This is a genomic window from Georgenia sp. H159, from assembly GCF_035607575.1.
Lineage (GTDB): Bacteria > Actinomycetota > Actinomycetes > Actinomycetales > Actinomycetaceae > Oceanitalea.
In genome coordinates this window covers 161,170-183,158 of record NZ_JAYDZY010000006.1, presented here as the reverse complement: position 1 = coordinate 183,158, position 21,989 = coordinate 161,170, and the positions used below count along the sequence as shown (strand labels likewise).

The following is a 21,989-nucleotide window of genomic DNA, read 5'->3' as shown; positions in this document are numbered from 1 at the left end:
CCCGTGCCGGACTGGCCCGGGACTGAGACGCTGCCGGGAAGCCCGGCTCCACCAGCCGGCCACCAAGGAGGTTGAGGATGAAGGCACTGCAGTACCGCACGATCGGCGCAGCACCGGAGGTCGTCGAGATCGACACCCCCGAGCCGGGACCCGGCCAGGTGCGGCTCAAGGTCACCGCCGCCGGGGTGTGTCACTCCGACTCGTTCATCATGAGCCTGCCCGAGGACCAGTACATCTACGGGCTGCCCCTCACTCTCGGCCACGAGGGCGCGGGCGTCGTCGACAAGCTCGGTGAGGGCGTCACCGGCCTCGATGTGGGTACGTCCGTCGCGGTCTACGGACCGTGGGGCTGCGGTCACTGCTACATGTGCGCCCAGGGCAAGGAGAACTACTGCGAGCGCGCCGCCGAGCTCGGCATCGCACCGCCGGGCCTCGGCGCCCCCGGTGCGATGGCCGAGTACATGATCGTCGACAACGCACGCCACCTCGTGCCGCTCGGCGACCTCGACCCGGTCCAGAACGTCTCGCTCACCGACGCCGGCCTCACGCCGTACCACGCGATCGTCGGCTCGCTGCCGAAGCTCGTGCCGGGCTCCGTCGCGGTGGTGATCGGCGCCGGTGGACTCGGCCACGTCGGGATCCAGATCCTGCGCGCCCTCAGCCCGGCCACCGTCGTCGCGCTCGACCTCGCCGAGGACAAGCTGGACCTCGCCAAGGACGTCGGCGCGCACCACGCCTTCCTCTCCGACGAGGACGCCGTGGCCAAGGTCCGCGAGCTCAGCGGCGGGCTCGGGGCGAGGGCGGTCCTCGACTTCGTCGGGGCCCAGCCGACGATGGAGCTCGGTGCCAAGATGATCGCCGTGGGAGGCGACCAGGTGCTCGTCGGAGTGGGCAGCGGCTCGCTGCCCGTCGGCATGCTCGACCGGCCCTACGAGTCCCGGGTGCACGCACCGTACTGGGGCTACCGCCACGAGCTCTTCGAGGTGCTCGAGCTCGCGCGATCCGGGGCGGTCCACGTCGAGACCGAGGTCTTCTCCCTCGACGACGCGCCGAAGGCCTACGAGAAGCTGCACGACGGCACCCTGCGCGGGCGCGCCGTCATCGTCCCGTAAGGGCGCGGGTGGGAGGACGAGGGCGACCGTCCTCCCGCTCGCGCCGGGTGCGGCAGGCCGCCGGACCGGGCCCCGGTCCGGCGGCCTCGCACGTGCGCCGCTCAGTCGAAGTAGTGCGGGACGTCCAGCGGCCCGCCCTGCGCGGCGAACTCCGCGTCGACGGCGTCGCGCAGCTCCGCGTCGCAGAGGTAGTCCAGCGCGGTGAGCGCCAGCCCCACGGCGCCGTCGAGCGCGCCGGTGCGGGCGGCCGGTCCGGCGGCGGCCGCGGCGAACTCCGCGGTGTGCAGCGCGACGTCCGGCGGCGCGATCCGCAGGAGCGGGTGGATGCCGGGGATGCGGTAGCTGACGTTGCCGAAGTCGGTCGAGGCGGCGATCGTCTCGGGGACGACACCCGCGGGCAGCGGATCGCGACCGCGACGCCGCTGGGCCCGCACCCAGCGCCCGGTCAGCGCGTCGTTCGTGCGGACCGGCAGCGAGGGAGGGTGCTGGTCCCAGTCGATCTCCACCCGGGTGCCCGTCATGAGGGCCGCGCCGGCGGCGACGTCGTCGAGGCGTCGGCTGAGGTCCTTGAGGGTCTGCGGGTACTTCGACCGGGCGTAGAGCTGGACGACCGACCGCTCGGTGATGATGCTCGGACGGGTCCCGCCCTCGACGATGACGGCGTGGACCCTGTCGACGGGCGGCAGCTGCTGCCGGAGCAGCCCGACACCCTGGTAGGCGAGGGTCGCGGCGTCGAGCGCGTTGCGGCCCATGAAGGGCTGGGCGGAGGCGTGGGCCGAGACGCCGGTGAAGGTCCAGCGCAGCAGCCGCCGCCCGAGCCACACCTGGTCGGCGAGGTCGTAGCCGTAGGGGTGGACCATGATCGCCGCGTCCACGCCGTCGAGGGCGCCGTTGCGTGCGAGCACCTCCTTGCCGGAGTGCCCCTCCTCCGCGGGCGTGCCGAGGAGGACGACGCGCCCCGCGACGGCGTCGGGGTCGCGCGCGACGGTGCCGGCCAGGGCGAGGAAGGCGCCGACGGCGGCCGCCGCGATGACGTTGTGACCGCAGGCGTGGCCGAGCCCGGGCAGGGCGTCGTACTCGGCCAGGACGGCGATCGTCGGGCCGTCCCGGCGACCGCTGACCTCGGCGCGGAACGCGGTGTCGACGCCGTGGACGCCGGTCTCCGCGGCGATCCCGTGCCGCGCGAGCAGCTCGACGAGGGTGGCCACGCTGCGGTGCTCCTCGTAGGCGGTCTCCGGGTGCTCGTGCAGCCGGGCGACCACGTCGTCGAGCTCTCCGGCCAGCTCCGTCGCCGCCGCCTCGACGGCGTCGGCCAGCGGGGGAGGCGCGCCGGCGTAGGGCGAGTCCGTGACCGTGGCCCGGCTCAGCCGCCCGGCGGTCTCGCCCGCGAGGTGCGTCAGGTACGCCGTGCTCGGCTGGAAGGGCTCGGAGGGACGCATGGCGCCAATGTCGCAGATGACGCCGGAGGTCCCCGGGACGGGGCGGGCGCGTGTCTCGCAGCTCGGGGTCGTCGGCGAGCGACGCGAGATGTGACCTCCGCGCTCAGCAGCCGTTCGACGGGTCGTACAGCCCGCGGCCCGCGTCCCGCGCCTCGTCGTGGGCGGCGACGACCTCCGCGTGGAACCGGTCGTTCGGCTCGACGAGGACGGGCACACCCAGACCCTGCCGGGCGACCTCGGCGTTGACGAGGAGGTCCTCGAGGTAGACGCCGGCGAGCTGCCGCCCGTACTGGTCCTGCGGCTCGACGTCCTGCGCCAGCCGGACCTCGGTACCGGCCGGCAGCAGGTCGGCGAGGAACGCGGCCGCCTCCGCGCCGAGACACTCCGCCTCCGTGTAGGGCCCGTCGGTCTCGGGGGTGTCGATGTTGAGCAGCCGCACCGGGACCTCGTCACCGTCGAGCGCCACCCGGATCGTGTCCCCGTCGACGACCTCCGTCACCGTGACGCGTCGGCCACTGCCGTCCTCGCCCGCCGCCGCGCAGCCCCCGACCCCGAGGAGGAGGACGACGAGCGTCACCGCGCCGCGGCCCACGGCGCTCAGCGGGCGGCGGCCCCGAGGTGCCGTGGCGACCGAGTGGACTCCTGACCCGGCCCGAGGTCGGTGCCGCGCCCCTGCACGTGCGCCGGCTGCCCGCCGGCGGTCGCCGCCGTCCATCCGGCCATCCTCCACCACTGCCACCCGGGCCGCGCCCGTCAGGAGAGGGCGGGGCCGCGGCGCCCGCGTCCCGTCAGCCGTGCAGGTTGAGGACCAGCTCCTCCGGCCCGCCCTCCACGACCCGGACCGGGATGCCCCAGTCCTGAGCGGCGAGGTGGCACGCCGGGAACTCCACGCCGCTGTCCGCGTCGCACGAGGCCGCCTTCGCGGTCACCGACAGGACGGTCCGGCCGTCGTCCTCCGCGCCCAGCGACCCGAGGCCGAGCGTCACCTGGCGCTCGAGCTCGGTCCCGGTCCCGCCGCCGGCGACGAGCGCGTCGGCGGACACGGACAGCTGGGTCGACGGCCCGAAACGGTCGTCGAGCTTCTGACCGGCCGGCGGGGTGAACACCACGCGGAGCGTGAAGCGCGGCGCGACCTCCGTGACGGGCCGGTGCGTGCGGTGGGCGCCGCCGTCGTGCCGGTGCGCGGCGCCGTCGGGCACGGGGACGCGGGTGAGCCGGTGGGCGGCGGACTCGACGACGACCAGGTGCGCGCCGTCGTCGTCCACGAGCAGGCCCGAGGGCTCGGCGAGACCGGTGGCGACGGTGCTGACCTCACCGGTTGCGGGGTCGTAGAGGCGTACGGCGCCGTTGTAGGTGTCGGCGACCGCGACCCGCCCGTCGGCAAGGGCCGCGACCCCGAGCGGGTGCTGCAGGAGGGCCTGCGCTGCGGGGCCGTCGCGGTGCCCGAAGTCGAAGAGCCCCTGCCCGACGACGGTGCGCACCTGGGCGCCCGGCACGTCGACGTAGCGCAGGGCCGAGGTCTCGGAGTCGGCGAGCCACACGCGCCCGTCCTCGCCGACCGACAGCCCCGACGGCTGGGCGAACCACGCCTGGCGCAGCTCCCCGTCCACCAGGCCCTCGTTCATCGTCCCGCCGAGCCGGGCGAGGTGGCCGTCCGCGGGGTCGAAGGTCCACAGCGTATGGTGGCCGGCCATCGCGACGACCACGGCGCGAGCCTCGGCGGACCATGCGACGTCCCACGGGGAGGAGAGCCGGATGCGCCTGCCCGGGCCGTAGTCCTCGGTCGCGGGCTCCTCGCCGGGCAGCACGTTGTTCGGTGCGCCGACCATGAACTGCTCACCGGTGCCGGCGAGCGTCGTCACGGTGCCGGAGCCGAGGTGGACGCCGCGCAGCAGGTGGTTGACCGTGTCGGCGACGACGACGTCGTACCCCACCTGCTGCGCGACCTCCGGGGGCAGGAGGCACAGGCCGTTCGGCTCGCTGAGGCTGGCGGAGTCGGCGGCGCCGTCGTCACGCCCGCGCTCACCGGAGCCGATGGTGCGCACCAGCGTCTCGCCGTCGGGCGCGAGCTCGACGAGCCGGTGGTGCCCGGCGTCGGCGACGAGGAGGTTGCCGGTCGGCAGGGCGAGGGCCTTGGCGGGGAACCTGAGCAGGCCGGAGGTCGGCTCCGGCGGGACGTAGGGGCCGCTGCCCCGGTGCAGGGTGCCCCGGGCCTCGTGCTCCGCGACGAGCTGCTCGACCGCGACGGCGATGTTCGGGGTGTGCCCCTCACCGGCCATGTGACCGACGATGTAGCCCTCCGGGTCGATGAGGACGAGGGTGGGCCAGGCGCGCGCGGTGTAGGCCTTCCACGTCGTCAGCTCGGGGTCGTCGAGGACCGGGTGGGCGACGTCGTAGCGCTCGACGGCGGCGGCCAGGGCGTCGGGGTCGGCCTCGTGGACGAACTTGGGGGAGTGGACGCCGATGGTCACGAGGACGTCGTGGTAGCGCTCCTCGAGCCCACGCAGCTCGTCGATGACGTGGAGGCAGTTGATGCAGCAGAACGTCCAGAAGTCGAGGAGGACGATCTTGCCGCGCAGGTCGCCCAGGGTGAGCTCGCGGCCGCCGGTGTTGAGCCAGCCGCGGCCGACGAGCTCGGAGGCGCGGACACGGGGCTGGGTGCGGGACGTCGGTGACACCCGGACATTTTCACACGCGCCGTCCCGCGTCCGGTCAGCCGAGGGCGGACGCGTCCCGCACGAGCGGTGGGCAGGTGCCGCCGGGATCGGTCAGCGGCTCGACGTGCCACGGCTCGTTCTCGTACACCTGGCACAGGCCGAACCGTGCGCCGTGCTCGGCGAGCCAGGCACGCGCCTCGTGCGGGCCGACGTCGATCGCCAGGCCCTGGACGTGGGCCGACTGCTCCGGTGGCAGCACCCACCGGGTGGCCTCCTCCGGTGAGCCGTGCTCGGTGACCGCATCGTCGAGGAGCCGCTGCTGCTCCTCGGCGGTCCGGGCGCCGGAGGTGACGTGCAGGCTCAGGCCGGCCTCGGCGGCGGCGTCCTGCGCACCGAGGAACCGTTCGGCGAGCTCGGGGGTCAGGCCGGCCAGGCTGTCGGGCGTGAGGTCCACGGTGTCGGCCGCGAGGCCCGGCCAGGACGGTGGCTCGGTGGTCGTCGCACTGGCTCCGCGGCCCGGACCGAGCAGGTGCATGGCGGTGAGGACCGCCGCGGCCAGCAGCACGAGGGCGGTTCCGAGCGCGACGGTCACCCAGCGGGCGGGTGGTCGGTCGGGGGAGTCGTCGGTGCGCACAGGGCCAGCCTGGCGCGAGCGTCACCGTTCCCGCGTCGGCCTGGCGGTGGACACCGAGCAGCCCGCTGTCCGACCACGGTCGTAGACCGCCCCGCCCGTGGCGGCCGTGGTCGTCAGCGGGTGGTGCGCCGCCGACCGCGGCGAGGGGTGCCCTCGCCGGCGTGGGCGAGGGCCTGCTCCAGCCCCGCCGACGCCTCGAGGACCCGGATCTCGGCGGGCATGGCGATGCCGTGCTCGGTGTACGCACCCACGACGGCCGAGATGACCTGCGAGCGCGCCTCCAGCGTCTCGAGCTGCCGCGCTCCCGACCAGAAGCGCAGCTCGAGGTCGATCGTCGAGGGCCCGAGCTGGGTCACCAGCGCCTCCGGTGCGGGGTCCTCCGCCACGGCCGACAGCCCGTGCATCGCGGCCAGCGCGACCTCGCGCGCCTGTGCGAGGTCGGCGTCGTAGGCGACCCCGACGACGACGGCGGTGCGGACCTGCTCGTACCCGGTCTGCACCGTGACCACGCCGTCGTGCACGACGCTGTTCGGGATGACGACGCGGCGGCCGTCGAAGGTGCGCACGATCGTCTCGCGCAGGTTGATGCTCACCACCGTGCCGCGGACGTCCCCGATCGCCACCTGGTCCCCGCCGCGGAACGGCTCCCGGACGAGGAGGATGACCCCGGCGAAAAGGTTGCCCAGCACCTGCTGGAAGGCGATGCCGGCGGCGATCGAGATGACTCCCAGGCCGCCGAGCACGTCGACGGGCCGCACGCTGGGGAAGGCGATCGTCAGTCCTGCACCGAAGCCGATGAGTGTGACGAGCCACTTGGTGAGCATGGCGAACACCGTGGCGAAGCTCGGGCTGCGGCCGCGCCAGCGCCAGTAGGGCCGCAGGGCAGCCTCCAGCAGCCGGCCGAGCACGTACGCGCCGACGAGGACGAGCAGCCCCACCCCCACCTGGGCGGGCTCGATCGGGGGCAGACCCCAGTCGACCTCCACGGTGTGCGGCTCCATCCGGCTCATGATGCCAACGGCGGGCGCGACCCACGAGCGGGACGGCAGCGGACGGCCGCGCCGGTCACGGCACCGGCGGCATCAGAGCAGCGAGGTCAACCTCTCGGTCATGAAGGAGGCGTAGGCCTCGAGGTCCACGTCGAGCAGGACTTCCACCGACGCCGGGCGGCCCATCTTGCGGTCGAAGTCGGCGACGGTCGCCCCCCGGGTGAGCGGGCTGGTGATCTCGATCTCGACCGCCAGCACCTCGCTCGTGAACATGCCGGGTTCCAGGAGGTAGGCCAGGCACAGTGAGTCGTTGAACGGCAAGAAGGACTCGGCAGTGAGCGCCCCGCCCCGCAGCCGCCAGTGGTGGCTGAAGATCTGCCAGAGGAACTGTCCGCCCTCCGACGTGCTGTCCTGGAACTGGAGCAGCGTCTCTCCCCGGAGTCCCGCGTACCTGCACACGTCCATCCCCACCTGCACGACCGGGACGCCGGACCGGTACACCACAGCCGCCGCCTCCGGATCGCTGTAGTGGTTGAACGTGGCCGCCGGCGTGGTGTTGCCCCACGTGAGCACGGCACCGCCCTGGACGATCACGCGCTCGATGTTGGCTGCGATCTCGGGGTCGGTGAGCAGCGCCGCCGCCAGGTTGGTCAGCGGCCCGAGCCCGATGAACGTGACCGGAGTCGGGCTGGACCGGATGAGCGAGGACAGGTCGAGCCGGCTGTTTGCAAGCTCGGGCTTCGGCAGGCCGGCAGTGATTCCCGCCAGGCCGTCGTTGCCGTGGATGTGCGGCGCGTGCACGGCTTCGCGGAACAGCGGACTCGCGGCGCCCACTGCCACCGGTGTCCCGGCGCGGCCGGCGGCGCGCAGCACGAGGTGGAGGTTCTCGGTGGTCCGCTCCAGCGGCACGTTGCCGAACACCGTGGCGAAGTGGTCGACGGGAACGGGATCGCCGGCGAGGGCCGCCAAGATGGTGACTGCGTCGTCAATCCCCGGATCCGTATCGATGATCAGCATGTGGCATTCCTTCACTGGGGTGCTGGGCCGGACTTCGGCGGAGTTCGGTGGGCGTCTAGTTCCCCGCGACGCTCCACGGCGGTCGGATGCTGCGGACGAATGAGTAGGTCAGCAGGTCGGGGTGGTGCAACTCCGCGGAGTGCAGGATCCGCCGTCCGGACAGGGTGACGCCGACGACCTCCCACTGCTTCGCTGCGCCCCCCTCGGTCAGGTCGAGCCACTGCGCCTCCCGCGGGCCGAGCACGCTGACACCGGCGGTGACGACCTCCCAGGCGATGTCCTCGCCCCAGACGTCGCGAGCGGAGTCGAAGACCGAGTCCGTCGGACTGAAGTCGCCCCGGTGTCCGACAGGAAGGGGCAGCGTATAGAGCCCGACCATGGCCGGTTGGTGATCGGCGAACCACCGCAGGCGCACCCGGATGCAGCGGGTCCCGGCACTCATCTCCAGGAGGGTGGCCATCTTCGCGTCGAGCTCTCCGACTCCCGAGCTCATCACCTCGGCCGAGGCTGCGTACCCCATGCGCGCCAGGACCTCGGAGTACTCGACGCGTGCGTCGAAGCGGGAGCTGAGCCGAAGGGCGAGCGGGTCAACGGTCGTCGGAGCGCCTTGGCTCCGTCTGACGATGCCCTGCTGTTCGAGGACCGCCAGGGCGCGTCGCACCTGCTGCCTGGAGCAGCCCAGGCGTTCAGCCAGCGGCAGCTCCCCGAGCAGCGGACGCCCCGCCTCTGCCGCCTCACGGATGCACCGCAACGCACCCGAGAGTACGCGCTCGTCCTCGGTGATCACGGGCCTGGGGACCACCGGCCGGCTGGCGCGACCGGAGGCGGTCAGGGCATCGGTCACGTCGCCCCCTGCGCTGGTACCCGCCCGCCAGGGGGCGTCCTGTCCTCCATGTCGCTCCTTCGTCCGTCGATGGACCACACCGCCCGTGCCCGGCTGCCGGATTGGGGGTTGAACTTGTCACCAAGTATGTGCCACAGTTCACAAACTTGTAAACAAGTGCCGGCCAGCGAGGGAGCCTCATAGGCGAGGTGGACGGCCCGGACGTCGTGCGACTGCCGGATCCAGGAGGGAGAGCGAGTGGCCACCAACGAGGTGCGCGCCGTGGCGCTGTGGGACGGGAAGCAGGCCCACGAGAGCGTCGACCTGGCGTGGGACGGAAGCCGGATCGCGGCTGTCGCGCCGTCGAGCCGGGACGTTCGGGAGCCGCAGCTCAGCGTCATCCCGGGCCTCATCGACACTCACGTCCACCTCGCCGGCTACGCGGGCGGTGGGAGTGCCGACTGGGTCACCTGGCCCCTCATCACGCCATGGGAGGAGCAGGTCTTCCACATCGCCAAGCACGCGCAGGACGCGGCACGCGGCGGCGTCACCACGCTCCGCGACCTCGCCGGTGATGAACGGCAGCTCGCAGTCAAGCGCGCCTTGGACGACGGACTCGTGCAAGGACCCCGGCTGCTGGTCCACGGAGCTGTCGGGATGACCGGAGGGCACGGTGACCTGTTCATCCCGCCTCACTATCCTCATCGCGCGCCTGTCGCCGACAGTCCGGACGAGTGCCGCAAGCTCGTCCGCCGGTACGCCCGCGCCGGCGTGGACGGCATCAAGATCTTCACCAGCGCCGGCGTGCTGTCCATGGGCGACAGGATCGGGTGGCGGAACCAGACACGTGCCGAGATCGAGGCCACCATCGACGAAGCACACGCCCTGAACCTGCCTGTCGCGGCGCACAGTCACACGACAGCCGGCAACGACATCGCCATCGAGCTCGGTGTGGACTCCATCGAGCACGGCACCGGCCTCACCATGGAGCAGGTGCCCAGAATCTTGGACGGCGACATCTCCGTGGCCCCGACACTGATGATCAACAACGCGATAGCCGAGGCTCGCATCCCGGTCAGCGAGGAGGCGCAGCTCAAGGGGATCGACGTCGTCCGTCGCCGGGACGAGACCTTCCCCGCAGCCGGACGCGCGGGGGTGCGCTTCGTCCTCGGGACGGACGCCAACGGCGCGTTCGTCCGGTTCGGGGACCAGATGGAGGAGGTGCGGCTCATGGCCGAGCTCTTCGGCTGGACACCCGCCGAAGCGTTGTGCTCGGCGACCGTACACGCCGCACAGACGGTGCGGCTGGACGCGTCGATCGGCCGGCTCGAGCCCGGCTACGACGCCGACTTCGTCGTGATGCGGGGTCGGCCATGGGAGCGCATCGAGGACCTCCGTACCGAGAACATCGTCGCGGTGGTCTCTCGCGGCATGGTCCTACACGGCCAGCTGGCCGCCTGAGGAACCCAGAGAAAGTGACGTCAAAGATGATGACTACAGCGAACCAACGCATCACCGCGCGCACCGTCACAGTGGTGGCCTCCCTCGCGCTGCTCGCCGCCTGCTCCGGTGGTGACCCGAGTGAGCCTCCCGAGGACGCAACTGCCCAGGCGGGCGGCGACCTCGTGATGGCGGTCCAGGACGACCCGGTGTGCCTCGACCCCCAGCAGGTCACCCTCACCACCGCGCTGAACATCGGGCGTCAGCTCACGGACTCGCTGCTCGACCAGGACCCGGAGACGGGGGAGATCGTGCCGTGGCTCGCGGAGGGCTACGAGACCAACGACGACCTCACCGAGTTCACGTTCACGTTGCGCGACGGCGTCACCTTCTCCGACGACACCCCGCTCACCGCCGAGACGGTGGTGAAGAACTTCGACGCGCTGAGCGAGCTGGGGTCCACGGCCCCTCTCGCCTCGCAGTACCTCGCGGGCTACAGCGGCGCCGAGGCCGTCGACGAGAGCACCGTCCGGGTCACGTTCGAGGCGCCGAACGCCGCGTTCCTCCAGGGCGCCACGACCATCACCCTCGGTCTGGTCTCGGACGCCACCACGGAGCTCAGCGCCGAGGAGCGCTGCCAGCAGGTCGTCGGCACGGGCCCGTTCGTCCTGGACTCCTACACCCCGAACAACTCGGTCGAGATCTCCAAGCGCGAGGGCTACGACTGGGCCTCGGAGCTGCGCGAGCACGACGGGGAGGCGCACCTCGACACGGTCACCTTCCCGGTCGTGCCCGAGAACGGGGTACGTGCCGGTGGTCTGGGGACAGGGGAGTTCGACATGATCCAGACCCTGCCCGCCGTCGACGAGCCGCGCTTCACCACCGACGAGTACCGCATCTACGCCCGCGCCAACCCCGGCGTGGCGCACTCGCTCGTCCCGAACACCGAGCGCCCGATCGTCTCCGACCCGGCGGTCCGCGAGGCGATGATCCTCGGCACCGACCGCGAGGAGTTCATCGCGATCGCCGGCTGGTCGCAGAGCGTGCCCGCCTCGGGCCCGCTCACGTCGGCCACGCCGGGGTTCGTGAGCCAGGCGGAGGCGCTCACCCACGACCCCGAGCAGGCCGCCGCCGTGCTCGAGGACGCCGGCTGGGTCATGGGAGCGGACGGGGTGCGCGAGAAGGACGGCGAGCCGCTGACCGTCTCGGTCACGGCCTTCTACGGCCAGGACATCCTGGAGTCCGTCCAGGCGCAGCTCGCGGAGATCGGACTCGACCTGCAGATCAACTCGGTCACGGCGGGAGAGTTCTTCGGCGCCATCGCCGAGGACGACTACGACTTCCTCGGGGCCGGGCTGACGCAGACCGACCCCGACGTGCTGCGGGCGATGTTCTCGGTCGACGCCGTCTCCCCCTGGGCGGTCGTCGACGACCCGGAGCTGGAGGAGATGCTCCAGGAGCAGACCCGGCTCGCCGACCCCGAGGAGCGGCAGCAGGTCATCGCCGACATCCAGGCGTACCTCATCGACAACGCCTACATCGTGCCTCTCTTCGAGCCGATGCAGGTGCACGCGTCGGTGGCCGACGTGTCCGGGCTGACCTTCGACTCCTCCTCCCGCATCCACCTGTACGACGTGCGGTTCAACTGAGCGGGTCCCGCGGTCCTGCGAACGAGGTGAGGAGGTAGGCGATGTCGGCGACGAGAGCGTGGACGGGCTTCGTGCTGCGGCGGCTCGGGCAGTTCGCGTTCGTCATCCTGGCCACCTACACGCTGACCTTCGCGCTCATCCACTTCCTGCCCGGGGACCCGCTCGTCTCCGCGCTCGCCGCCAAGGGAGGTTCGGGCACGGTCATCGACCCGGCCGAGCTCGATGAGCTGCGCGTGCGGTACGGGCTGGACGGCTCGCTCTGGGAGCAGTACGCCCGCCACCTGGTCGACCTGGCGCGCGGGGACCTCGGCACCTCCATCTCGACCGGTGCCCCCGTCTCGGAGATGATCGCCCGGGCGCTGCCGTACAGCGCCCGGATCGGGGGGCTCGCGCTGCTCCTCGGCGTGCTCGGGGCCGTGGTCATCACCTACCTGGCCTACGTCGCGCCGAAGAAGTGGATGCATCGGGCGCTGCTGCAGATCCCCCCGTTCGGGGTGGCGATCCCCGCCTTCCTCAGCGGCCTGGTGCTGATCTCGATCTTCGCCTTCACGCTCGGGTGGCTCCCGTCCTCGGGTACCCGGGCGCCGGGCAGCATCATCCTGCCGAGCATCACCCTGGCGCTCCCGGTCGGCGCAATGTTCTTCCAGGTCTTCTCCGCGGCCATCTTCGAGGCCGGCAGCAGCCAGTTCACCTTCATCGCGGTCGCCAAGGGCGTGCCGCCGCACCGGATCTTCGTCAAGCACCTGCTCCGGAACGCGGCGCTGCCCTCGATCACCATCATCGGTCTGGCGATCGGCTACCTGGCCGGGGGCACCGCCGTGGTCGAGACCGTCTTCGCCCGGGACGGCATCGGGACGATGACGGTGGACGCGGTGCTCGCCCGGGACATCAACGTGATCCAGGGCGTGGTCCTCATGGTCGGTGCCGTGTACGCCGGCGCCAACCTCGTGGTCGACATCCTGTACGGCGTCATCGACCCACGGATCCAGATCGGCGGGGGCGGCGGGCGGCAGAAGCCGCCGCGCGACGCGGCAGCGGTGGCCGGCACCGTCGAGACCGAGCGGCGGCAGCCATGAGGTACCTGCGCCAGCCGGGCTTCCTGCTCGCCGGGTTCGCGGTCCTCCTCGCCGTCGTCGCCGCGGCGGCCCCCGGTCTGCTCGCCACCCACGACCCGTTCGCCTCGGTGCCCGCCGAGCGGCTGCTCGGCCCGAGCGGCGACCACTGGTTCGGCACCGACAACCTCGGCCGGGACGTGTACTCCCGGGTCGTCCACGGCGCGCGGCTCTCGCTCGTCGCCGCCGCTCTGGCGGTCGCCGTCGGGGTGTGCGCCGGTGCCCTGGTCGGTCTGCTCTCCGGCTTCGTCGGGGGCCGCGTCGACTTCGTCATCATGCGGTTCGTCGACGTCCTCATCGCGGTGCCCGGCATCCTGCTCGCCCTCATCGTCGTGGCGTCCCTGGGGTTCGGCCCGCTGCCCATCGCCATCGGTGTCGGGCTCGGCGCCGCCGGCAGCTACGCGCGCGTCATGCGCTCGGAGGTGCTCCGTATCCGTGGCGAGGAGTACGTCGAGGCGGCCCGCACCCTGGGAGCCCGCGGACCGGCCATCGCGTTCCAGCACGTCCTGCCAAACGCGGCCAGGCCCATCGTCGCCATGGCGGCACTGGAGCTGGGGCAAGCGGTCCTGTCGGTGTCCGCCCTGACGTTCCTGGGGTTCGGGGCTCCACCGCCGTCGCCGGAGTGGGGCGCCCTGGTGGCCGCGGGCCGTGACTTCGTCGCCGTCACCCCGTCCATGAGCATCCTTCCCGGCATCGTCATCCTGGTTGTCGTCCTCGCGGTGAACCGGATCGCTCGATCGATCGGAGACCAGTCATGAGGAATGGACCAGCCGGCCGTACCCGCGCGCCGAGCGACGAGACGGCGGACGTCCTGAAGGTGCGGGACCTGTCCATCTCTTACGCCGGACGCAAGGCGCGCACCAGAGTGGTGCACGAGGCCGCGTTCACGGTCAAGCAGGGCGCGATCGTCGCGCTGGTCGGTGAGTCGGGGTCGGGCAAGAGCACGATGGCGCAGGCGCTCATCCGGAAGCTGCCCCGCGGAGGTCAGATCGACGAGGGGTCGATCGTGTTCGGCGACCGCGACCTGCGCACGCTCTCGGAGCGGGCGATGCGATCGGTGCGCGGGGGGCAGATCGGGTTCGTGCCGCAAGACCCGAGCACCTCGCTCAACCCGCTGATCAAGATCGGCGAGCAGGTCGCCGAGGTGCTGCGCCTGCACCGACGGCTGAGCCGTCGGTCGGCGGCGGAGGAGGCCGTGCGGATCCTCGGTGAGGTCGGGATCGACAACCCGGGCGCCCGGGCACGGCAGTACCCGCACCAGCTGTCCGGCGGTATGCGCCAACGCGTCCTCATCGGGATCGCCTGGGCGTGCGAGCCGCAGCTGGTCATCGCGGATGAGCCGACGAGTGCGCTGGACGTCACCGTGCAGCGGCATGTCCTCGACGCGATGGACACCCTGGTCGAGCGGCACCGGACGGGTGTGTTGCTCGTGACCCACGACCTTGCGGTGGCCGCGGACCGGGCCGACTACGTCCTGGTGATGAGCCAGGGGCGCGTCGTCGAGCACGGGCAGACCGGTGAGATCCTCTCGGATCCGACGCACGCCTACACCCGCGCCCTGGTCAGGGCCGCTCCCGGGCTGGCACCGCGACGCCTGGTCCCGCGCCGTCGTGCGGACGGCCCCGGCTCGCCGGAGCGGGAGTTCGTCGGTTTTCAGCAGCGCGCCGTACGGTCCCCGTCCGCGCCGGACGGACCGATCCTCCAGGTCGAGGGGCTGCGGAAGAGCTTCACGCTGGCAGGGCCCTCGGGTCGGGAGACACTGCGCGCGGTCGACGAGGTGTCGTTCGGTGTTCGCCGAGGATCGACCTTCTCGATCGTGGGGGAGTCCGGCTCAGGGAAGACGACGACCGCGCGGATCGCCGCGCGTGTCGGTGACAAGCCCGATGCGGGCAGGATCGAGTTCGACGGCGAGGACATCACCGACCTGGCCGGTGAGGACCTGCGCCAGCTGCGGCGCCGCATACAGGTGGTCTACCAGAACCCGTTCGGCTCGCTGGACCCGCGGATGTCTGTCGAGCGGATCGTCTCCGAGCCTCTCCGAGCGTTCGGTGTCGGGAGCCGCGCGGAGCGGGCGCGACAGGTTCGAGACATGCTCGGGCACGTGCGGCTCAGCCCGGAGCTGGCCGAACGCCGGCCGGCAGAGCTCTCCGGCGGGCAGCGTCAGCGGGTGGCGATCGCCCGGGCCTTGATGATCGGTCCGGAGCTCATCGTGCTCGACGAACCGGTGTCCGCTCTGGACGTCTCGGTCCAGGAGCAGGTCCTGCAGCTTCTGGTCGACCTCCAGGCAGAGTTTGAGCTCTCCTACCTGTTCATCTCCCACGACCTCGGCGTGATCCGCCAGGTCTCGGACGACATCGCCGTCATGCGCTCCGGGCGGCTCCTCGAAGCCGGTACGACCGAGCACGTGCTCGGATCACCAAGCCACGAGTTCACCCGAGAGCTCATCGCCGCCATTCCCGGGCAAGCTGCGTCGACCTGACCACTGCCCGGAAGGCTCCCCGTCATCGGGGCCCTTTCGAAAGGATCCTCATGCGTGCACTCGTGAAGCCCCACGCGGGGCCCGGACTCGAGCTGAGAGACGTGCCCGAGCCCGTGCCTGGTCGCGGTGAGGTGAAGATCCGGGTCCTACGAGCGGGGCTGTGCGGTACGGACCTGCACATCGAGAGGTGGGACGACTGGGCCGCCTCGGTGCTGCGGCCGCCTCTCGTTGTCGGCCATGAGTTCTACGGCGAGATCGTCGAGCTCGGGGAAGGCGTGCCGACCGGTGACCGCTGCGGCCTGGAGGTGGGGCAGCGTGTCTCGGTGGAAGGGCACGTCATCTGCGGGACGTGTCGTAACTGCCGAGCGGGTCGCCAGCACATGTGCGCGCACACCTCGAACCTGGGGGTCGACCGCGACGGCGGGTTCGCCGACTACGTCGTGGTTCCCCACACCAACGTCTGGGGCCAGTCCGACAGCATCGATCCGGAGCTCGGTGCCCTGTTCGACCCGCTGGGCAACGCGGTGCACACCGCCCTCTCCTTCCCGCTTGCCGGGGAGGACGTGCTCATCACCGGTGCGGGGCCGATCGGGGTCATGGCCGCGGCGATCGCGCGGCACGCAGGGGCGCGACATGTGGTGGTGAGCGACGTGTCCGCGACACGGCTGGAGCTCGCCCGAGGTGCGGGCGCGGACGTGGTTGTCGACGTGCGCAAGGGGCGGATCGTTGACGCGCAACGAGAGCTGGGCATGGTGGAGGGCTTCGACGTCGCGCTCGAGATGTCGGGTAGCGCCGACGCGGTCACCGAGCTCATCGAGAACTGCACGCACGGTGCCAAGGTCGCGCTGCTCGGGCTGCCACCGGAGCCGTTCGCCATCGACTGGAGCACCGTCATCACCCGCATGATTACGATCAAGGGGGTGTACGGGCGGGAGATGTACGACACGTGGTACAAGGCGACGTCGATGCTGATGACATCTCACCAGCTCCGCGATCGGGTGCGTTCGGTGATCACGCACCGCGTCCCGGCCGAGCAGTGGGAGGACGCGTTCACCGCTGTCCGATCCGGCGAGGTCGGCAAGGTCATCATGGACTGGAGCTGAGGAGAGAGAGATGTACCGAGTCAAGGAGCAGCTACGCGCCGAGCTCGACCAGATCGACGCGGACGGGCTGACGAAGAACGAGCGGCTGATCACCACGCCGCAGTCTGCCCACATCGGCACGACGACGGGGGACGCGCTCAACTTCTGCGCGAACAACTACCTCGGCCTCGCCGACCACCCGGACATCGTGGCCGCTGCCCGCCAGGCACTGGACGACTGGGGCTTCGGGATGGCCTCGGTTCGCTTCATCTGCGGCACCCAGACCCAGCACCGCGACCTGGAGAGGGCCATCGCCGACTTCGTCGGGACGCAGGACGCCGTCCTCTTCCCGTCCTGCTTCGATGCCAACGGTGGGATCTTCGAGGTGTTGCTGGGGGCGCAGGACGCGGTGATCTCCGATGAGCTGAACCACGCCTCGATCATTGACGGCGTCCGCCTGTCCAAGGCGCAGCGCTACCGCTATCGCAACCGGGACATGGACGACCTGCGCGCCCAGCTCGAGGCCGGTCGTGCAGCCGGAGTGCGACGCACTCTCATCGTCACGGACGGCGCGTTCTCGATGGACGGCTACCTCGCGCCGCTGCCGGAGATCTGTGACCTCGCTGAGGAGTTCGGCGCGCTGGTCATGGTGGACGACTCCCACGCCACCGGCTTCGTCGGGTCCGGCGGCCGCGGCAGCCACGAGGCGTGCGGCGTCTTCGACGGCGTCGACAACCGCGTCGACATCCTCACCGGGACCTTCGGCAAGGCGCTGGGCGGAGGTTCCGGCGGGTATGTCGCGGCGCACCAGGAGATCGTCGACCTGCTCAAGCAGCGGGCGCGGCCCTACCTTTTCTCCAACGCCGTCGCGCCGTCCGTCGTGGCCGGTTCGCTCAAGGCCCTGGAGATCGCCCGCGACTCGGGCGAACCGCGGCAGGCGCTGCGGCGCAACGCCGCGCTCTTCCGCGAGCTCATGACCGAGGCCGGCTTCGACCTGTTGCCGGGGGAGCACCCGATCGTGCCGGTGATGTTCCCCGGTGAGAACGGGGCACGCGTGGCGTCGCAGATCGCCGATGCCATGCTGGCCAGAGGTGTCTACGTCATCGCCTTCTCCTACCCCGTCGTGCCGAAGGGGAAGGCACGCATCCGGGTCCAGCTCTCGGCCGCGCACTCCGTGGACGACGTCCGTGCATGTGTCCAGGCGTTCACGGCCGCCCGCGACGAGGTCGGCTGACCTGCCGCCCCTGACATCACAACGAGGACGCGGGCGCGGTGGACCGCCGGTAGTCGTGTCCGTCGGGCTCAGCTCGGGCGGCGTCGAGCACTCCGCCGACCCGATCGCGCCGGGGTGCGGGCAAGCGTCTCCTCGTAGCCCAGTGAGATCTCGAGAGTGGGGGTGAGCTGCCGCGGGTCGGGAGGCGATGGAGGGTCACGGCAGCCGGAGCTTGTGCGGCGGGTGCACGTGGAACCACCGGTAGCCGTAGCCGTCCAGGTCCAGCTGCACCGCGCCGTCGTCGTCGGTCTCGTGCTCCTCGCGGCTGAGCAGGCTCTCCAGGACCGACCCGCCCGGGATGTCGAGGCGCAGCGGCACGGCGTGCGCGTCGCCGCTGAGGTTGTGCACGGCGACGACGATGCGGTCCTCCCACGTGACGCAGTGGGCGAGCACCTCGGGGTGCGGCTGGTCGAGGACCTGGAAGCTGCCGCGACCGAGCTCGGGGTGGGAGCGGTAGATCTGCACGAGGTGGCGCACGAAGTTCCACAGCGAGTCGTGGTCGCGCATCTGGTCCCAGGCGTTGACGAACTGCGGACCGTAGCCGTCGGGCACCGGGCGCGCGACGAGCTTGGAGGGCGGGGCGGTGGAGAAGCCGCCGTTCTTCTCCGGGGACCACTGCATCGGCGTGCGCACGGCCATGCGGCCCTCCGCCTCGAGGTCCTCGCCCATGCCGATCTCCTCGCCGTAGAACAAGGAGGGTGTGCCCGGGAGCGAGAACAGCAGCGAGTAGACGAGCCGGACGCGGCGCGGGTCGCCGTCGACCATCGGGGGGACGCGCCGCTTGAGCCCGCGGCCGTAGAGCTGCATGCGCTCCTCGGGGCCGAAGGCGGCGAAGACCTCCTGGCGCTCCTCCTCGGTGAGCTTGTCCAGGGTGAGCTCGTCGTGGTTGCGCACGAACGTCGCCCACTGGCAGTCCTCGGGGATCTGCGGACGCGCGAGCAGGGCCTCGGTCAGGGGCCCGGCGTCCGCGCGGGCGAGGGACAGGTAGAGCTTCTGCATGGTGACGAAGTCGAACATCATGTGCAGCTGCTGCCCGTCGGCGAAGTACTTCACCTGCTCCTCGTGGGGGACGTTGACCTCGCCGAGGAGGATCGCGTCGCCCCGGCGCCGGGAGAGGAACGCGCGGATGTTCTTCAGGTGGTCGTGCGGCTCGGCCATCGCGTCGGCGTCCTGGCCGCTCATGCCGACGTCCTCGAGGAAGAAGGGCACGGCGTCGACCCGGAAGCCGTCGATCCCCAGCTCGAGCCAGAACCCGATGACCTTCATGATCTCGTCGCGCACCTTGGGGTTGGCGACGTTGAGGTCGGGCTGGTGGGAGTAGAAGTGGTGGAGGTACCACTCCTCGGTCCGCTCGTCGTACGTCCAGATGCCGTCCTCCTTGTCGGGGAAGACGGCCATGTCCGACGTGTCCGGCGGGGTGTCCGAGCGCCACACGTAGTAGTCGCGGAACGGGTTGTCCTTCGACTTGCGGGACGCCTTGAACCACGGGTGCTGGTCGGAGGTGTGGTTGATGAGCAGGTCGGTGATCACCCGCATCCCGCGGTCCTTGGCCGTGCGGATGAGCTCGACGACGTCGCCGTGGTTCCCCAGCCGCTGGTCCACCCCGTAGAAGTCCATGACGTCGTAGCCGTCGTCCCGGTCCGGCGTGGGGTAGAAGGGCATGAGCCACAGGCACGTGACGCCGAGCTCGGCGAGGTAGTCGATGCGCTCGACGAGACCGGCGATGTCGCCCACGCCGTCGCCGTCGGAGTCGAGGAAGGTCTCGACGTCGAGGCAGTAGATGACGGCGGTCTTCCACCACTGGTCGGAGGTCTCGGTGATGCGGGTCATCGTGCGGTCTCCCTGGAGGTGGGGGTGGGTCGCCCCCCTGTGTACCGGTGGGGGAGCGCGTCGGCATCCGGTGGGGGACGATCACCACGCTCGCCCTCGTCGCGGGTGCGGACGAGGATCGACGTGCGGGAGAGGTGGCGCGTGGCGGACCGGCAGCGGTGGGCGGTCGAGCTCGTGGCGGCGTCCGGGCCGGAGACGGTGCTGGAGATCGGCTGTGGGCCGGGGGCCGCGCTGGCGCTGCTCACCGAGGTGCTGCCGGCTGCCCGCGTGGTGGGGGTGGACCGCTCGGCGACGGCGGTGGGACGTGCCGCGGCACGGCTGGCCGGGGTGCCCGGCCGGAGCCGGGTGTCGTTGCAGCAGGTGGCGATCGCCGACCTCGACCTGCCCGACGCCGGGATCGACGTCGCGTTCGGGGTGAACGTCAACGTGTTCTGGACGTCCGACGCCAGGCACGAGCTCGCCGCGCTGCGGCGTGTGCTGCGGCCCGGGGGAGTGCTCCACCTCGTGTACGAGCCGCCCGGTGCGGACCCGTGGGTGGTCGGGGGCGTCGAGGCGTCCCTGGCGCGCGCCGGGTGGACGTCGTCCGTGAGCCGGAGGACGGCCGTCACGGTACGCAACGCCATGCCCGCCAGGCGGCACCTGGTGGCCGTGTCCGCCGTGCCTGGCGCCTGAGCGGTCAGCCGCGTGCCTCCATGGCGGGAGCGATGATCTCGCTGGCGTAGCGGTCGAGCAGCACGGCCACCTCGGCGGGGCGGCTGAGCATGGCGCTGTGCCCGCCGTCGATCTCGTCGGGCGTGATCCCGAGCCGCTCGCGCGCCAGGCGGTGCTGGAACTCGCGGGGGAAGAGGCGGTCCTCCCGAGCGGTGACGACCCGGGTGGGGACGTCCGGCCACCTCGTCAGCGGCCACGGCTCCTCGAACGGCCGTCCCGACTGGTCGCGCATCCGCCGGCCGCTCTCGGCGAAGAGGTCCGGTTGGACGTCGTGGCCGTAGAGGACGGCCGGGTCCTCCAGGTCGTTCGGGTCCAGGCCCAGCTCGCGGGCGTGGGCGGCCATCGCTGCCGCCTGACCGGTGGTCTGCCACCACTCACCGCCGGTCTCTCCCGGGCTCGGGATCATCGCGTTGAGCAGGACGAGCAGCCGGACCGGCAGGTGGGTGCAGACCAGGGGCGCGGTGAGCGCACCCATCGACTGCGCGACGACGGCGAGGTCGTCGCTGCCGGGCGGCACCGCCCCGACGACGGTGGCGACGTACGTGCCCAGCCCTGCGGCGTCGTCGTCGGCGGGAAGGTCGACGGGGATGGTGCGGTGGCCGCGGGCCTCGAGCTCGTGCGCGACGAGGTGCCAGGACCACGCCGAGCCGCCGGCGCCGGGGACGAGGACGAAGGTTGCCATGGCCGTACCGACCAGGTGCGTCGGCAGAACTCATCGGCGTGCCGACGAGTCGCGGGCCGTACGTCGGGGTTCGGCCCAGCGGCTGGTCAGCCGCGGAGTGCCGGCAGCAGCTCCCGCTCGGCCAGCTCGAGGAACGGTCGCTGGTCCTGCGCGACGTGGTGGAGGTACACCTCGTCGAACCCGAGCTGCTCGAACTCCCGCAGCCGCTCGACCAGACCCGCCACGGAGTCGGTGACGACGACGGCGTCGGCGATCTTCTCGTCGGGAACGAACTGGCCGATGATGTCGAAGTCCTCGGGGGTGGCGGTGTCGTGGGGGATCGGCTCGGCGAACGGGTGGTTCTGCCACTGGTCACGGGCGATGTCACGCGCCTCGCTCATCGTCGGTGCGATCGAGACGTGCACCTGGAGAGCGAGCGTGCCGGTGCCGCCGTTCTCCCGGTAGGCGTCGACGATCTCGCGCATCGCCCCGAGGTCGGTGTTGATCGTGATGAGACCGTCGGCCCACCGTGCCGCCCGCGCCGCGGTGGTGGGGGACAGCGCCGGGCCGATGAGCCGTGGCGGGTCCTGCGGCAGCGAGTAGACGCGGGCACGCTCGACGACGACGTGCCGTCCCCGGAAGGTGAGCTCTTCACCGGAGTGCAGCCGCCGGATCACCTCGACCGCCTCCTCCAGACGTTCCTGGCGCTGGTCCTTGCCGGGCCACTTCTCACCGGTGATGTGCTCGTTCATGTTCTGCCCGCTGCCGAGGGCCACCCAGAACCGTCCGGGGAACATCTCCGCGAGCGTGGCCGACGCCTGCGCCACGATCGCGGGGTGGTAGCGCTGACCCGGCGCGTTGACGGTGCCGAGGCGCAGGTTCGTCGTCGCCAGTGCGGCCCCGAGCCAGGACCACGCGAAGCCGGAGTTGCCCTGGCGGGTGGACCAGGGGGCGAAGTGGTCGGAGCACATGGCCATGTCGAAGCCCGCGCGCTCCGCCTGCTGCACGTCGCGCAGCAGCTGGGAGGGGGCGATCTGCTCGTGCGAGGCATGAAATCCGTAGGAGGGCATGGCACCTGTGT

General features: G+C 71.6%; 19 protein-coding genes. 9 read left to right on the top strand and 10 right to left on the bottom strand.

Annotated elements, in window-relative coordinates; genetic code table 11:
* Positions 1 to 77 precede the first annotated feature (77 nt).
* Positions 78 to 1,112, top strand: coding sequence for an NAD(P)-dependent alcohol dehydrogenase (locus tag VR894_RS09010; RefSeq protein ID WP_324651048.1), 1,035 nt, complete (start codon positions 78 to 80; stop codon positions 1,110 to 1,112).
* Between the two features lie 101 nt (positions 1,113 to 1,213).
* Here VR894_RS09010 and VR894_RS09005 read toward each other — a convergent pair whose 3' ends face one another.
* The 7 genes from VR894_RS09005 to VR894_RS08975 all read right to left on the bottom strand — a co-directional run bounded on the left by VR894_RS09005 (position 1,214) and on the right by VR894_RS08975 (position 8,692).
* Positions 1,214 to 2,551, bottom strand: coding sequence for an amidohydrolase (locus VR894_RS09005; RefSeq protein ID WP_324651047.1), 1,338 nt, complete (start codon positions 2,549 to 2,551; stop codon positions 1,214 to 1,216).
* Between the two features lie 103 nt (positions 2,552 to 2,654).
* Complete coding sequence (locus tag VR894_RS09000; protein ID WP_324651046.1) at positions 2,655 to 3,128, bottom strand: thermonuclease family protein; 474 nt, start codon at positions 3,126 to 3,128, stop codon at positions 2,655 to 2,657.
* Between the two features lie 211 nt (positions 3,129 to 3,339).
* Positions 3,340 to 5,229 carry an NHL domain-containing thioredoxin family protein gene (locus VR894_RS08995; RefSeq protein WP_324651045.1) on the bottom strand — a complete coding sequence of 630 codons (1,890 nt, stop codon included), beginning with the start codon at positions 5,227 to 5,229 and terminating at the stop codon, positions 3,340 to 3,342.
* A gap of 34 nt (positions 5,230 to 5,263) precedes the next feature.
* Entirely contained in the window at positions 5,264 to 5,842 is a 579-nt protein-coding gene (locus VR894_RS08990) for a M15 family metallopeptidase (RefSeq protein ID WP_324651044.1), read from the bottom strand.
* 113 nt (positions 5,843 to 5,955) lie between these two features.
* Complete coding sequence (locus tag VR894_RS08985) at positions 5,956 to 6,843, bottom strand: mechanosensitive ion channel family protein (protein WP_324651043.1); 888 nt, start codon at positions 6,841 to 6,843, stop codon at positions 5,956 to 5,958.
* A gap of 81 nt (positions 6,844 to 6,924) precedes the next feature.
* A complete protein-coding gene (locus VR894_RS08980) occupies positions 6,925 to 7,848 on the bottom strand; it encodes a nucleoside hydrolase (protein WP_324651042.1) in 924 nt (307 codons plus the stop codon).
* 55 nt (positions 7,849 to 7,903) lie between these two features.
* Positions 7,904 to 8,692 carry a GntR family transcriptional regulator gene (locus tag VR894_RS08975; RefSeq protein ID WP_324651041.1) on the bottom strand — a complete coding sequence of 263 codons (789 nt, stop codon included), beginning with the start codon at positions 8,690 to 8,692 and terminating at the stop codon, positions 7,904 to 7,906.
* Between the two features lie 237 nt (positions 8,693 to 8,929).
* Here VR894_RS08975 and VR894_RS08970 point away from each other — a divergent pair, with 237 nt between their 5' ends.
* Genes VR894_RS08970 through VR894_RS08940 form a run of 7 tightly spaced genes read left to right on the top strand, consistent with a single transcriptional unit; the run spans position 8,930 to position 17,667 of the window.
* Entirely contained in the window at positions 8,930 to 10,132 is a 1,203-nt protein-coding gene (locus tag VR894_RS08970; RefSeq protein WP_324651040.1) for an amidohydrolase family protein, read from the top strand.
* Positions 10,133 to 10,161: 29 nt separating this feature from the next.
* A complete protein-coding gene (locus VR894_RS08965) occupies positions 10,162 to 11,760 on the top strand; it encodes an ABC transporter substrate-binding protein (protein WP_324651039.1) in 1,599 nt (532 codons plus the stop codon).
* Positions 11,761 to 11,801: 41 nt separating this feature from the next.
* On the top strand, positions 11,802 to 12,836 hold the full coding sequence (locus VR894_RS08960) for an ABC transporter permease (protein ID WP_324651038.1): 1,035 nt from the start codon (positions 11,802 to 11,804) through the stop codon (positions 12,834 to 12,836).
* Complete coding sequence (locus VR894_RS08955; RefSeq protein ID WP_324651037.1) at positions 12,833 to 13,630, top strand: ABC transporter permease; 798 nt, start codon at positions 12,833 to 12,835, stop codon at positions 13,628 to 13,630. Before VR894_RS08960 ends, VR894_RS08955 begins: the two co-directional genes overlap by 4 nt.
* Positions 13,627 to 15,351 (top strand): ABC transporter ATP-binding protein, encoded by a 1,725-nt coding sequence (locus VR894_RS08950; RefSeq protein ID WP_324651036.1) that lies wholly within the window; start codon positions 13,627 to 13,629, stop codon positions 15,349 to 15,351. Before VR894_RS08955 ends, VR894_RS08950 begins: the two co-directional genes overlap by 4 nt.
* Before the next feature lie 50 nt (positions 15,352 to 15,401).
* Positions 15,402 to 16,454, top strand: coding sequence for an L-threonine 3-dehydrogenase (gene tdh / locus VR894_RS08945; protein ID WP_324651035.1), 1,053 nt, complete (start codon positions 15,402 to 15,404; stop codon positions 16,452 to 16,454).
* Between the two features lie 10 nt (positions 16,455 to 16,464).
* Positions 16,465 to 17,667 (top strand): glycine C-acetyltransferase, encoded by a 1,203-nt coding sequence (locus tag VR894_RS08940; protein WP_324651034.1) that lies wholly within the window; start codon positions 16,465 to 16,467, stop codon positions 17,665 to 17,667.
* 195 nt (positions 17,668 to 17,862) lie between these two features.
* Here VR894_RS08940 and VR894_RS08935 read toward each other — a convergent pair whose 3' ends face one another.
* On the bottom strand, positions 17,863 to 19,536 hold the full coding sequence (locus VR894_RS08935; protein ID WP_324651033.1) for an alpha-amylase family protein: 1,674 nt from the start codon (positions 19,534 to 19,536) through the stop codon (positions 17,863 to 17,865).
* A 141-nt stretch (positions 19,537 to 19,677) separates the two neighbouring features.
* Between VR894_RS08935 and VR894_RS08930 the strand changes: the two genes are divergently transcribed.
* Entirely contained in the window at positions 19,678 to 20,208 is a 531-nt protein-coding gene (locus VR894_RS08930; protein ID WP_324651032.1) for a class I SAM-dependent methyltransferase, read from the top strand.
* Positions 20,209 to 20,212: 4 nt separating this feature from the next.
* On the opposite strand, the gene VR894_RS08925 is transcribed toward VR894_RS08930, so the two are convergent.
* Both VR894_RS08925 and VR894_RS08920 read right to left on the bottom strand, forming a co-directional pair.
* Entirely contained in the window at positions 20,213 to 20,929 is a 717-nt protein-coding gene (locus VR894_RS08925) for an alpha/beta hydrolase (RefSeq protein WP_324651031.1), read from the bottom strand.
* An 86-nt stretch (positions 20,930 to 21,015) separates the two neighbouring features.
* Positions 21,016 to 21,978: a TIGR03885 family FMN-dependent LLM class oxidoreductase gene (locus VR894_RS08920; protein WP_324651030.1), complete on the bottom strand. Its 963-nt coding sequence runs from the start codon at positions 21,976 to 21,978 to the stop codon at positions 21,016 to 21,018.
* Positions 21,979 to 21,989: the final 11 nt, after the last annotated feature.

Excerpts from the sequence above, each read along its gene's own strand:
- VR894_RS09010 (WP_324651048.1), top strand. The coding sequence starts at position 78 with ATGAAGGCACTGCAGTACCGCACGATCGGCGCAGCACCGGAGGTCGTC.
- VR894_RS09005 (WP_324651047.1), bottom strand. The coding sequence starts at position 2,551 with ATGCGTCCCTCCGAGCCCTTCCAGCCGAGCACGGCGTACCTGACGCAC.
- VR894_RS08985 (WP_324651043.1), bottom strand. The coding sequence starts at position 6,843 with ATGGAGCCGCACACCGTGGAGGTCGACTGGGGTCTGCCCCCGATCGAG.
- VR894_RS08980 (WP_324651042.1), bottom strand. The coding sequence starts at position 7,848 with ATGCTGATCATCGATACGGATCCGGGGATTGACGACGCAGTCACCATC.
- VR894_RS08965 (WP_324651039.1), top strand. The coding sequence starts at position 10,162 with ATGACTACAGCGAACCAACGCATCACCGCGCGCACCGTCACAGTGGTG.
- VR894_RS08960 (WP_324651038.1), top strand. The coding sequence starts at position 11,802 with ATGTCGGCGACGAGAGCGTGGACGGGCTTCGTGCTGCGGCGGCTCGGG.
- VR894_RS08955 (WP_324651037.1), top strand. The coding sequence starts at position 12,833 with ATGAGGTACCTGCGCCAGCCGGGCTTCCTGCTCGCCGGGTTCGCGGTC.
- VR894_RS08950 (WP_324651036.1), top strand. The coding sequence starts at position 13,627 with ATGAGGAATGGACCAGCCGGCCGTACCCGCGCGCCGAGCGACGAGACG.
- tdh (WP_324651035.1), top strand. The coding sequence starts at position 15,402 with ATGCGTGCACTCGTGAAGCCCCACGCGGGGCCCGGACTCGAGCTGAGA.
- VR894_RS08940 (WP_324651034.1), top strand. The coding sequence starts at position 16,465 with ATGTACCGAGTCAAGGAGCAGCTACGCGCCGAGCTCGACCAGATCGAC.
- VR894_RS08935 (WP_324651033.1), bottom strand. The coding sequence starts at position 19,536 with ATGACCCGCATCACCGAGACCTCCGACCAGTGGTGGAAGACCGCCGTC.
- VR894_RS08925 (WP_324651031.1), bottom strand. The coding sequence starts at position 20,929 with ATGGCAACCTTCGTCCTCGTCCCCGGCGCCGGCGGCTCGGCGTGGTCC.
- VR894_RS08920 (WP_324651030.1), bottom strand. The coding sequence starts at position 21,978 with ATGCCCTCCTACGGATTTCATGCCTCGCACGAGCAGATCGCCCCCTCC.